The organism is Mesorhizobium sp., from assembly GCF_005063415.1.
Classification (GTDB): Bacteria; Pseudomonadota; Alphaproteobacteria; order Rhizobiales; family Rhizobiaceae; genus Mesorhizobium.
In genome coordinates, this window is sequence record NZ_SUEG01000103.1 from 1 (window position 1) to 12,571 (window position 12,571).

Genomic DNA, 12,571 nt, shown 5'->3' on the forward strand with positions numbered 1-12,571 from the left:
GCGGGCTGAGTTTTCTTTGAGTTTGCGCCATTTTCCGCGAGTCAGCGGACGCGTTGTCGTGTTGCCTCACGTAATTTTGTTACCGTTTGCCTCATCGAGAATGTTACCCGCTCGCCCGGCATGCGGGATTCAGAGCAGCATATGGTGCTAGGCTACTGGCCTCGCCGATGAGCCGCTGCACTGCTAGTTGTCGCCATGCCCTTACTCGCTTCTGCAGCGTGTAAATCTGTCGCAAGCTGTATCGTCCCGGGTAACGGGCCTGGAACTCGACGAGCAGTTCAAGTGCGGTCTGATCCGGGCGTTCCTCAAGGCACTGTGCCATCTCCTCCCAATCGTCCTTGAAGATATCGGGACGTCGGCCACGCGGTTTGTCGCTGAGCAGGCGATACGTTTTAGGCCCGATGGCAACGCCGCGCGCGCGAGCTGCCTGGCGCCAGACACCGACCCGTCGGGCGAACGTTTTGTACTGTTTGCGGGTAAATCGACCTGGAAACTGGATGCACAACTCTTCGAAGAGCTGCATGGCGTTGATGTTGGGGAATTCCTCCAATCGGCGACACGCGATCGGCCAAGCCATGCGGAGCGCCTGGATCCGACCTTGGCCAGGTTCGGCGTAGACCGGCTTTGGCTTCTCCGATGTCTTCTGGCGGTGCTGCGGTCGTGGGTGGAATCGCCAGCTTGGGCGCGGCGGACGGACGCGCAGTAGGAGCTTGTGTTGAGACCTTTTGGAGGCTTCGCAGATAAAGCGGTTTTGCTTCGGCGGAGAATGTCGGACGGATTTCGCCGGCGTGCCAGGCGGTTGATAAGCTTGCCACGAACGCCGCCAGGTTAGGCGGCTCGGATGTCGTCGGGGGCGGTATTTCGCCGTCAGCTAATGCTGCCAGATAAGCCTGCACAGCACGCATTTCCTCCAGAAGCTTTAGCGGATCGAGGTCGGCGGCGATCTCGCGCAACTTGCTCTTGGTGGCCATCGGGACACCCTCCGCTTGTAGAAGACGCTCGCAGGGCGTCTGTGGCGGATGATTGCGCTTGGCCACCTTCGCGCCGTCGCGATGCTTGGCAGCCAGCTTGAACGAGGGCTGGAAGAAATTCACGAACAGCCTGGATGCTCCATAGAGACGCGTGATCGCCCTAGCCGCCGCCAAGCCTTCGAAGCGCCGATAGCCCAAGAGCTTCCGAACAACCGCCCCATTTTTCTGCTCTATCCACGCTTGGTCGTTCTTGCGGTAAGGCCGCGAGCGGGTGAGTTCGATGCCGTGACCAAGGCAATATTCGATCAGCTTGTTGTTGACGAACTCGCTACCGTTGTCCACGTCCAGGGCCCTCAGAGCGAAGGGTAAGCCCGCGCGGATACGCTCGAGCGTTTCAACCACGAGGGTGCCTTCTCGAACGACGATGGGCGCGGCCTCCGTCCATCCGCTGGCGATATCGGTCAGAACCAAGCTATGAACGTAGCTGCCGCGGTTGACCTCCCCGCAATGAGCCACCAGGTCCATTTCCATGCTGCCGGGAAGCGGCTCATTCCAGTCAGCAAAGGTGCGCATTTTGGCCCGTGCGCCTCGGCATCTGGAGCAAGCGGTCGATCGTGGCGGCGCTCATCGACAGGATTTTGCGGCGTATCTCCTCCTCGAGCTTCAAATGTCCATTCCGTTCCAACGCAGGCAGGAGAATGGGTAGCAATGCCTTTAGGCACTTGCCGCAAACTCGATCAGACGCTTCCCACAGGACGATCAAGACCCCTCGAGCGGCCTCATCATAGATCGAAGGCCGTTGACCAGTCTGCCGACGCTTCGGTTCTGACGAACTGTTCAGGACACGGATTGCAGATTTTTCGTGATAGCCCGTCGCCGCGATGAACTCCTCCAAGATCCGGCGTTTGTCCTTGTTCGCTGCGGCCGCATAGCGATCCCGGACTGCATTGGCGAGTTCCATGCGCATGGCATGCGTCATCTTCGTCTTCGTGATCCCTCCTTCATGGCGAGGGCATCATGCCGGAACGAGACTTCACGGGTAACATTTTAGGTGAGGCAACGAAGCCGCTCGGTAACAATCTCCGTGAGGCAATGCGACAACGCGTTTTATGATTCACTCCAGGGCATGGTTGCCACCGCCCAGGATGCTGTTCCGGACGATATCGGCGCGCTGAGAGCAGCGCTGACCGCAGCGCTGGCCAGAGCCGAAGACGAGGCTGCGCGCGCTGCGCTGGTCGAGTCCGAACTGGCGGTCGCCAGGGCCAAGGCATCGGATGCTGCGGCGCTGATCGCACTGACGATCCGCAAGCTGCAGCGGGCGCTGCATGGTCAGAGTTCTGAACGCTCAGCCCGCCTGCACGATCAGATGGAGCTCACCTTCGAGGAACTCGAGAGCACCGCGACGCAAGACGAGATCGCCGCCGAACTGGCCGCGGCCCGGACCACCGAGGTGGCGCCTTATGTGCGCAAAAACCGGCGCGCCAGCCATTTCCAGAGCATCTGCCGCGCGAACGCGTGATCGAGCCGGCGCCGACCGCTTGCCATTGCTGCGGGCGGTCATCGGCTGCGCAAGCTGGGTGAGGATATCACCGAGACGCTGGAGGTGGTGCCGCGGCAATGGAAGGTGATCCGGCACGTGCGGGAGAAGTTCACCTGCCGCGACTGCGAGACGATCAGCCAGGCTCCGGCGCCCTTCCACGCCACCCCGCGCGGCTGTCCGGTCCCGGCCTGCTGGCGATGATCCTGTTCGAGAAGTTCGGCCAGCATCAGCCGCTCAACCGCCAGGCCGAACGCTATGCCCGCGGAGGCGTGCCGCTCAGCCTGTCGACGCTCGCCGACCAGGTCGGCGCCGGCGCCGCGGCGCCAATGATGACGACGGGATCTTGGCCTTCACCGATGAAGGCTTCGAGGAGGTCAAACTCCTCCTCGAAGAATATCATCGCGTCTCCCCATCGAAAGCTTGACCCCAGCACTCCGGTGCTCAGGTTCTCATGGCCACCAGATACGCACGTCTGCGGTCTTCACCGGATGCGTACATCCGGCATTGATCCTCTTCACTCCAACAATACGCCGTCAGGCCCGGTCAACAACGCCCATGCTGTGCCACAAACTACACTTGCAAGGACGAGCTTAAGAGCGCAGACTCGCTACCGTGCCACCCTCCAGCAAGGCGGCCTGCGCCGGACTCGCCGGAGGCGTACCGTAGTCCCGCGAACACGACGTCATCGCCAAGCCTCGCGGCTATCTTGTATGCCGCATCAGATGTTCCCTAGTAACTAAGCATAATTTTTTGGTAGATTTCGACCGCTTTGCTGAGCTGATCGATTTCGACGAACTCATTGGTGGTATGGGCTTGATCGATACTTCCAGGGCCGAGAATAACGCAGGGAATGTTTGCCAACGAAAGCTGGCTTGCATCCGTGCCATAAGGAACCCCAAAGGGCTTGCCCGTTCCTGCGACTTCTGCACATGCCTTAGCGGCCACTGCGGCAATTTGCGTGCCCCCCGCGCTCGGAGGAGCTGGATCCTCCAAAGCAGGTAGCAACGAACGCACGTTAATCTTATCCGGACCTTGGCGCAGCTTTTCCAGTATGTTCTCAACTTCCTGAAGGGCATCCGCCGGTCGCTCTCCCGGCGTGAGTCGTCTATCGATCCAGACACGACACGTTGGCGGTACGGTCGCCAATTCTACCCCTCCTTCAATGAGGGTAATTGTGAGCGTCGGGGGGCCAACCAACGGATGCACCCGTTGCGACAAAGTCTCATTGATCTTGTCGAGCGCCAGAATGACCTTTGCCATTCCTGTAATCGCGTTCACTCCCAGATGAGGCTTGGAACTGTGAGCGGGCACACCCTCAACCTCAACCTGCCAGCGGACCGAGCCCTTATGTGCGACCACAAGCTCCAAATCAGTCGGCTCACCAACAACCGCCGCGTCGTATGAAACACCTGATTGAGCAATTGCTCGCGCCCCCTTCTTCCGATACTCCTCGTCAACACTTGCAGCCAGGACAATCGTGGCTCGGGGCTTACGTTCTCCGAGTGTGGCGAGAGCCATCAACATTGCGGCCAACGGACCCTTATCATCACAGCTTCCTCGCCCATATATCCGCCCTTCTCTTTGTTCTGGAGAAAAAGGATCTGCCACCCAATTTTCGACAGGTACCGTGTCCATATGCGATATGAACAAGACGCGCTTAGAAGAATCCTGCCCTGGCACCCAAGTAAAGAAGTTCGAACGGCCATCCGTAACTTCCTGATACTCATACGGTAGGTTTCTCCCCCGGCAAAAAGCCTCGAGAAACTCGGCGATCTTTTGCTCTCCACTCCCCTGTGCTGACGCTGACGGGTTTATGCTCTCAATTTTGATGAGTTGCTTGAGAAGCTCGACCGTTTGTGTGCTTATGGACGACATAAATACCCCCTCCTTGAGAATGCAGCTTGCGACTATGCCAGCCAGTTCTTTGCCAGAGCGACGACTTGGTCAGCCTCGTCCGCAGTGTTGTATAGATGAAGTGAAAAGCGCAGCATCCCCCGGCGGACCGAGACAATCACCTGGTTCTTCAACAAATGCCCGTGCAGCAAATGAATGCGGCTGTCGGATTCGCGCGAACCAGCAAGCGCTGCTGGATGTCCGAGAGCAACGATACTTCCGGTATGATTCCCTGGTGCCCCGCCGCAAACGGGTAGCCCGAGGTCTAACAAGCCCGATGCCAGCCGTCTTGCAACCGATGTGACGCTTTGTTCAATCGCTAACGTGCCGAATTCCATCAGCTGTTCGATTGATGCGTAGGCCGCTATTACGCCGGGGAAATTGTAATGGCCAATTTCAAAACGAGGCGCCCCGGCACGCAATTTTACCGAATCGAATATGGGAGCCGATTCTGGTGCGTCCCCGAGATCGACACTGAAGCGCGCGAGGTAGGCAGGACTCAGGCGATCGGCCCATTCTCGGCGGCAATACAAAAATCCCAACCCATAGAGCCCCATTAACCCCTTGTAAGAGGATGCCACCAAACCGTCGACACCAAGCCGAGTGATATCAGTATCCAATATACCGACGGACTGCGACGCGTCGGCCAAAAGAAAAGTGCCAACCCGCTTACAAGCTTCAGCAATCGGCTCCATCACCGTCTTGAAGCCTGGCACCATTGTGACCGTCGATAGTGTGACGATACGAGTGCGAGAGTCGATGGCTTTGGTGAGAGCATCGCACGGAATTGCGCCGCTATCAGCCTCTACAACGCGAAGTTCAATTCGATGCTTGTCCCTGATTTGCAGCCAAGGCAAGATGTTGTTTGCGTGCTCCAATTGCCGGCACAGGACAAGATTGTCTCCGGGCCTCCAATCAATCGCGTTTCCGATTATATTGATGCCTTCCGAGGCGTTCTTCGTGATCGCGATTTCATCTTTTTCGGCCGCGATGAATTTGGCGAACCTGGAGCGCGTCCGCTCGACAAGTTGCATCATTCTTTCTTCGTCATTCAGGCCATTCAGTCTATTGTCGAGGTGCTGATCCATAGACGTTCGGGTCGTTCTGGATATAAGCCCCTGATTTGCAACATCCATGTAAATGGCGTTTTCAGTAGCCGGAAACTCCTGTCGAAGGAGGTCCAAGGGCAGAAAATGGCTTGTCATGCTCGTTATCTGATCCGTGTTCGTGGGTTGATGAATGCAAACCTACTCATGACGCCCAATTTCTACACTGTCGAAATTGCCATTTTAAGGAGCGGTCGAGCTACCTTGCAGGCGACCATACCATCCAGCCGAATTTACAAGGACAAGAGTTTCACCACCGAGAGGCAAATGCCTTTCGCTGATCGGATCATTTTATGGCTTGATCATTGTGGAAGTCAGGCTAATATTACGGTACGCAAGCAGTTTTTCTGCGCCAAAATGTTCTTTTTTGCAGTGATCGTGAAATGGACCTGGATCGAGTTGATCGGAAGCTTCTCAATGCCGTGCAGCGCGACAATCGCCTTACGACAGCCGAATTGGGCGAACTTGCGGGCCTTTCTGCGACCGCTTGTCAGCGGCGACTTAAGCGACTGCGCGATGATGGTGTGATTGAGGCTGACGTTGCCATAGTCTCCCCACAAGCCGTGGGTCGGCCCATGCTCATGCTGGCGTCTATCAGTCTGGAGCGCGAGCGGGTAGATATCATTGATCGGTTCAAGCAAGCGGTCCGGCGCACGCCTGAGATCATGAGTGCGTATTATGTAACGGGTGAAGCCGATTTCCTCCTCATGATCTCAGTGCGGGACATGGCCGAGTATGAGGCATTTACCCGTCGATTTTTTCACGAGTCTGATATCAAAGCAGTTAAGACGATGGTCGTAATGGATCGCATCAAGGCGTCATTAGCTCTGCCCATTGAGGAATAGCTGCAGTATTTGCTCGCATCGAGTGTTCCGCTGGATTTTGCTGCGCGCAATCCGGCTCAGGTAAATCTTGGACGGCGCCCGCTTTATACCTAAGCGTGAATAAATGCTCCGTCAGTCGACTTACCTGCCACGGTATTTTCCTCCATCTGAGATTAGATTCCGGGCCTTGATTGAAGGACGGACTGATGAAGAGAAGGCGGTTTACGGAAAGAGCAGATCATCGAAGTTCTGCGTGAGCATGAGGCCGGGCGACTGGCGCGCAAGCAGCGGATCTCCGAAGGCGACGCTGCATAACTGGAGGCGAAGTATGGCGGGATGGACGTCTCCGATGCGAAACGGCTGAAAGCCTTGGAAGACGAGAACGCGAAGCTGAAGAAGCTGCTCGCCGACCAGATGCTCGAAGCGTCGGCACTGCGCGAGCTTCTTTCAAATAATGTATGGTCCGCCCCGTCCGTGCAAGGGTTCGCGACATCGCCGATGACGGTTCCAGTTGCATAAATGTATCCGGCCTCTCGCGAGTGGACTGCTGTTGCAGCCAGGCCATGATGAGATCCGCGCACGCCGTTCCCAATAAATGGTTCGGGCACGAAGCCCGCTTTTTTGCACAGGGCTTACGGCATGCTGATCCACTGTTTCGTCATCACTATTCCCGAGCCTTGCAATCGAGCCGGAGCGTCAGGCGAATGCAGGATCCCTGCGTTCGTAGAGCGCTCCCGGCTTGGTCAGGACAACCCAGACAATGCGCGCCATCTTGGCGGCGAGTGCGACAACAGCTTTGTTCGGGTGCATCCGGCTCTGTAACCCATCAAGCCAGCTTCCCAGGCGATCCCGGGTTCGATCCAGGTGACGGAAGCATGATCGCGCGCAGCAGCTTGCGAACGTAGCGGTTCCCGCGCTTGCTGATACCGAGTAACTTCTGCTTGCCTCCGGTCGAGTAGTCTCGAGGGACCAGCCCCAGCTATGCGGCCAGGTCGCGAGCCTTCTGGAACTGGCATCCGGTGCCGACGGCCGCCAGTAGCGCGGTGGCTCCCAATGCTCCGATTCCGGGGATCGTCATGAGCCGGCGGGCAACATCTTCTCGGTCTGCGATCGCTGCGATCTCCCTCGTCGGTGATGCGCTGCTCCAACTGGCGCAGATCGGCGAACAGGTCCACGAGCAGTTTGCGCATTGCCGGCGAGAGGTCATTCGAAAGGTCATCGAGAACCAGTGGCAAGTCGAGATTGAACAGCCCGGCGCCCTGTCTCAATGCGATGCCGTATTCCAGGCAGAATGCTCGCATCTGGTTGATCAGACGGGTTCGCGTGCCGATCATCTGGTCGCGCACCCGATGCACGGCTTGGAGGTCGGCTTGCTTCTCTCTCTTGATCGCGGCGAATCGCATTGTTGGTCGCGTGGCGGCTTCAGCAATGGCCTCGGCATCGATGATGTCGCTCTTGTTCGACTTCACGTAGGGCTTCACGAACTGCGCCGGGATCAGGCGAACCTTGTGCCCCAGTGCCTGAAGTCTCCTGGCGATTCATTGCGATCCAGCGCACGATTCCATTCCGACGATTGCCAGCGCTGCCCGCTCGAAGAACTTCATCAACGTATCACGTCGGAAGCGAACTCGCTGGACGGGCTTGCCGTCGCTGTCCAAGCCGACGACGTGGAAGAAGTTCTTGCCGATATCGACACCATAGACGGCCGCAGGGCGCGGCGTATTGCGTGGGGACACTGCAACAACCTCCTTTGTTGTGACTGCCCAGATGATGCTGCGGGAGGACGGGGCGGACCATCCCATTAATGGTAGGGCCCGCCGTCAAGCGCGAAGCCGTCGCGCATCTGCAGGCCTCAGGGGCGTGTCGGAGTGTCGGGTCTGTTCCTTCGTCGGTGCCGATCGCAAGATGGTCCGCTATCGGTCCCGGCGTCCGCCGGAGACGGAGCTGCGGACAAGGTTGCGCGACCTCGCCAACGAGCGCCGCCGCTTCGGCCATCGACGCCTGTTCATTCTGCTCCAGCGAGAGGGCGAGCCATCAGGGGGCAAATCGCATCTAACGGCTCTACCGCGAGGAGGGCCTGACGGTGCGCAAGCGCCGGGCACAGCGACGAGTGGTCGGCACGCGGGCGCCGATCCTGGTTGAGGCGAAGCCGAACGCGCGCTGGTCGCTGGACTTCGTCCATGACCAGTTCGCCTGCGGGCGGCGGGTCGATGTTGATCGCCTGCAAACGCCAGGAGATTGCCGGTTTTGCCGAGCAGGTCACGGACTCAGCGCCCATCTGGAAGCTGTCTGATGGTTGCCAAACAGCAATCCTGTGCCGGCGACGGCAGCCATGGGACAAGCTACTACGCCCGTTTCTCGTAACACTGTCCGCTCGCCGCAGGCTTTAGCTTCAGGGCCGCTTGGAAACCGACATCTACGTCGTCGAAGCAAATACTCTGGCTTGTCGACGGCAAACCACCGGGGCTACAACGTGGCCGTCCAGCGGCGTAGGTCGGCTGGGGTGCGTCCGGCCCAGCGCCGTTCATCATCGGCATCATGCAAAAGCTAGGCGCAGCTCTGGCGAGACCAGATCCTCCGCGTTTTGCCAATCGCCTTTCACACGTGTTCGACCCGCGTCATAGAAGCCCTTCAGCGAAGCGACCGCCGGGTATCTTTCAGTTGCGATTTCAATCTCGAAATTGCCGTCCGAGAGCCATTGGGAGCTTACACCTTCTTCGCAGTTCAGATACCCCATACCGATCCCGCAGCCGACGGTATGGCCGAAGCCCGCAGATCGGAGATATCCCACCAGGGTTCCGTTGCGCCAGACCGGCTCCGTCCCAAACAACAACGGCGCCGTGCCTGACACGGCAAGCTGGACCAAGCGGCGAGTTGGAATTTGGAGGCGCTGCGCCTCTATCGCCGTGCGACCGATGAAGTCTTCCAATTTCTTCCAGGCGATGGTGAAACCAAGACCTGCTTCAAGAGGTGAGTCGTCGTCGCCGACATCGGAACCCCAGTCGCGGTAGCCTGCTTCAAGCCGCAGCGTATTCAACGCCACGTAACCGGCGTGTCTGAGCCCAAGGTCGTGGCCGGCGGCGACAAGCGCGTCGTAAATGCCTAGGGTCTGCTCGGTCGAGATATGCAACTCCCACCCGAGTTCACCAACGAAAGTCATGCGGAATGCAAGCGCCAGGCCGTAGCCAATTTCGATTTCCCGGGCGGTTGCGAACGGGAAGCCTGTGTTGGAAAAATCGGCGGGACTCACGCGCGTGAGCAACTCTCTTGATTTCGGCCCCATGACGGACAACGTTGTGTAGGCAGATGAAACGTCCGTAATCGCCACGTGGCCCACACCCTTCCCATGCGTCCGCAGCCAGGCTAGATCCCTGGTTCGCTGCACGCCAGCGGTCACAACGAGAAACTCCTCATCGCCTGTCCGCGCGATCGTCACGTCTGACTCCATACCTCCGCGCTCGTTTAGCCAAGGCGTGTAAACGATGCGGCCGACTGGCACGTCAACGTCGTTGGTCGACAGCCGTTGTAAAAGCGAAAGGGCATCGCTGCCTTGGACAAGTAAGTGGGCGAAAGAGGTTTGGTCGAAAAGCGCTACCGCTGAGCGCGTCGCGTCGTGTTCCGCCCCGCTCTGCCTGAACCAGTCGTCGCGATGGAATGTGGCGTGAGACGCCGGTGGTGAGGCATCCGGCCCGAACCATTGTACCCGCTCCCACCCTGCGGATTCACCGAAATTTGCTCCCCTGTTGGCCAGCCGGTCATGCAACGGCGAGACACGCACGTTGCGTGCGGTTTTCGGAGACTTGTGCGGCCAGTGAAGATTCCAGAGATTGCCCACGGCCTCTTTCGTGCGGTCGTACAGGTACCTGCGGTTGCGTTGGAACGGCATGGCCCTACGCACGTCCATTTCCCAACAGTCATAGGGGGGAACGCCATTGGACATCCACTCCGACATTACCTTACCCGCGCCGCCGGAGGACTCGATGCCACACGAGTTGAAACCGGTTGCGACGAAAAGACCGACGATGTCCGGGGCCGGTCCGAGCAAAAAGCGATTGTCTGGGGTGAAGCTTTCCGGACCATTGAAATTAAGCTGCAGCCCTACTTTCGCCAGCGCCGGCATGCGCCGGATTGCAGCGGCAAGGTAAGGCTCGATGTGGTCGAAGTCTTCTGGCAGGGGATCGAAGCTGAAATCTCGCGGAATGCCCTGCACTCCCCAAGGCTTGGCCTGCGTCTCAAAGAACCCAACCAGCAGCTTCCCAGCGTCGGGCTTGGCATAGACCATCGCGTCCATGTCACGGACCGTTGGTAGATCTGAGGGCAGACCAGGAATCGCCTCCGTAACAACATAGAAGTGCTCAGCGGCATGCAGCGGGATTGACCAGTTGAGCTCTGCGGCCAGATTGCGGCTCCACATGCCGGTGCAAATGACCGCTTTCTCGGCGAGGACCAAGCCTTGGGGGGTTTCGACGCCGGCGAACCTGCCCTTCTCGACCAAAATCCTTGTCACCGGGGACCGCTCCAGGATCTTTGCGCCACCCTGTCGCGCACCTGCGGCGAACGAGCGGGCTGTATCGATCGAGTTCGTCATCCCGTCGGAAGCAATCCAGGCCGCACCTAGAACATCGCTGACGTCAAGCAGCGGCACGCGTCTTTGGGCTTCGGCTGCATCGATCATCTCGACCTCCAGGCCGAACGATCTCCCCATAGAAGCACCGCGTTTGAGCTCCTCCATACGGGCAGCCGTCGACGCGACCGTAATCGAGCCGCTTTGCCTGAAGCCGCTAGGCTGCCCGGTCAGCTGCTCAAGATCCTGGAACAGCTCTGCGGAATACTGAGCAAGCCGCGCCATATTCTCGTTTGACCGGAGTTGGGTGACCAGCCCGGCTGCGTGCCAAGTGGTGCCGCAAGTCAGCTGATCCCGCTCGAGCAGCAGGACCTCACGGTGGCCCAGACGCGTCAGGTGGTACGCAATCGAGAGCCCGATAATGCCGCCGCCAATGATAACATACTCGGTATGGGAAGGTAGGTCCGTTTGCATTGATGTCTCTGATGAACGAGTTTCTGTAGCTGCTGCGGGAACCCGTCTGCTGGGCAGCCGGGTGGGCTGGCGCAACGAGCCGGCCAGCTGCTTTGCAATCGATGATAGTATTGAAGCCCTCCCGCAAGTTTCGCTTTTGAGTGGCGAGCGCCTCCGCAGTGCACGTAGCGAAAGGGCTCTCTTCTTTCCGCGAAGAATACCTGGACAAGGGAGTGAATCCTGTCGATCTGGGGGCACAAAAGCAGGAATGCTGCGAAGTTGGCGGATTTATAGAGATTCGCGCGCCCGCCAGCCGTGTCGGCAGGCTGAACGGCGGCGATCAAGTGTGCAGCGCCCTTCCGGACCGGAGGCATACACTGGACCGACTCCCAGCCACTGCGTACCAGCGACGTGTGAAGCGACTTGAGAAGCCAGCGTGATTGAGGCCAATTCTTTCATAGTCCCGCCAGAAGTGTCGATCCGGTCTCGATCATTGTAATCAACAACTACCGGCGCGGCTGCTGCAGGGCGCCAAAGTGTACACGTTCTAGATGTCGAAGACGTGCCTAACCTCCAGCGTCGAGACGTGCCGTTGTCGATAATAAAGATCTCAGAATGGTGTTTAGGTCCGGCTCTGTACTGCGCCAGCTGCCTTGCTTTCCATCAGGATCCCCGCGATCGCTGTAGGGGAGGATTTCCTGCCCGTAACGCTGATCACGGGCTGAAGCTGGCACAAGCTGATCAGGAATTCAGATTTCCACCTCCTTGACAATGCAGGGCATGGCCCTCACATCGACCAGAGCGAAGCCGTGAACAGACTTATCCGTGAGTTGCATGGGTAGATCGACGGCAGCATTGAAAACAAATCCCTGTGAAGCTGCAGAGGGGCGACGGTCCGGTTTTTGCCCGCGCTGCTACGATAACAATCTCGCACACCAGATCCCTGGAATCGAATCTCCCTTGCACATCGCATTTGTGCGTTTGCGCCCGCAGGCAGCTGACGCCAACTTGAGGATGCCAAAGCGGCGCCCACACAACACTGGTTTCTGTGGTCACCTAGGCCGCAAAAGGGCGAGGATCGTTTGAGAGGTGATGAACGCGAGAGGCGGCCTATCCAGCAGCACTAGGAAGCGGCAGTTGTGTGCGTCAAGTTCTGGAAAAATGGCGTGGCATTCAGCGGTGACGTCGGCGTGTCCGCCGCGCAGCCCCCGTGTTTAGCC

The 12,571-nt window shown here is 58.6% G+C and carries 7 protein-coding genes and 4 pseudogenes; 4 read left to right on the plus strand and 7 right to left on the minus strand.

Translation table 11 applies throughout. The features are described from left to right. Positions 1-392: 392 nt before the first annotated feature. Positions 393-1,544 carry a DDE-type integrase/transposase/recombinase gene (locus tag E5W70_RS22805; protein ID WP_292662711.1) on the minus strand — a complete coding sequence of 384 codons (1,152 nt, stop codon included), beginning with the start codon at positions 1,542-1,544 and terminating at the stop codon, positions 393-395. Then, positions 1,528-1,950 carry a hypothetical protein gene (locus E5W70_RS22810; RefSeq protein ID WP_292662714.1) on the minus strand — a complete coding sequence of 141 codons (423 nt, stop codon included), beginning with the start codon at positions 1,948-1,950 and terminating at the stop codon, positions 1,528-1,530. The genes E5W70_RS22805 and E5W70_RS22810 overlap by 17 nt, the downstream gene beginning before the upstream one ends. 147 nt (positions 1,951-2,097) lie before the next feature. Here E5W70_RS22810 and E5W70_RS22815 point away from each other — a divergent pair. Beyond that, positions 2,098-2,822: pseudogene (locus E5W70_RS22815) on the plus strand (IS66 family transposase zinc-finger binding domain-containing protein); the annotation flags it as partial. Here E5W70_RS22815 and E5W70_RS22820 read toward each other — a convergent pair. The 3 genes from E5W70_RS22820 to E5W70_RS22830 form a co-directional block, all read right to left on the minus strand. Next, positions 2,765-2,911, minus strand: a complete 147-nt coding sequence (locus E5W70_RS22820) for a hypothetical protein (protein WP_292662731.1) — start codon at positions 2,909-2,911, stop codon at positions 2,765-2,767. The pseudogene E5W70_RS22815 and the gene E5W70_RS22820 overlap by 58 nt on opposite strands. A 329-nt stretch (positions 2,912-3,240) precedes the next feature. Then, positions 3,241-4,386, minus strand: coding sequence for a M20 family metallopeptidase (locus tag E5W70_RS22825; RefSeq protein WP_292662717.1), 1,146 nt, complete (start codon positions 4,384-4,386; stop codon positions 3,241-3,243). A gap of 32 nt (positions 4,387-4,418) precedes the next feature. Further along, entirely contained in the window at positions 4,419-5,609 is a 1,191-nt protein-coding gene (locus E5W70_RS22830) for an aminotransferase class V-fold PLP-dependent enzyme (protein ID WP_292662720.1), read from the minus strand. A 284-nt stretch (positions 5,610-5,893) separates the two neighbouring features. Here E5W70_RS22830 and E5W70_RS22835 point away from each other — a divergent pair, with 284 nt between their 5' ends. Both E5W70_RS22835 and E5W70_RS22840 read left to right on the plus strand, forming a co-directional pair. Next, entirely contained in the window at positions 5,894-6,355 is a 462-nt protein-coding gene (locus E5W70_RS22835) for an Lrp/AsnC family transcriptional regulator (protein ID WP_292662723.1), read from the plus strand. Between the two features lie 185 nt (positions 6,356-6,540). Then, positions 6,541-6,784: pseudogene (locus E5W70_RS22840) on the plus strand (transposase); the annotation flags it as partial. A 246-nt stretch (positions 6,785-7,030) separates the two neighbouring features. On the opposite strand, the pseudogene E5W70_RS22845 reads toward E5W70_RS22840, so the two are convergent. After that, positions 7,031-8,070, minus strand: a pseudogene (locus tag E5W70_RS22845) (IS110 family transposase). Between the two features lie 68 nt (positions 8,071-8,138). Between E5W70_RS22845 and E5W70_RS22850 the strand changes: the two are divergent. Next, a pseudogene (locus E5W70_RS22850) lies at positions 8,139-8,540 on the plus strand (IS3 family transposase); the annotation flags it as partial. Between the two features lie 330 nt (positions 8,541-8,870). On the opposite strand, the gene E5W70_RS22855 reads toward E5W70_RS22850, so the two are convergent. Next, the gene (locus tag E5W70_RS22855; protein ID WP_292662725.1) at positions 8,871-11,372 is read right to left on the minus strand and encodes an FAD-dependent oxidoreductase; all 2,502 of its coding nucleotides are present in this window, start codon (positions 11,370-11,372) and stop codon (positions 8,871-8,873) included. Positions 11,373-12,571 lie beyond the last annotated feature (1,199 nt).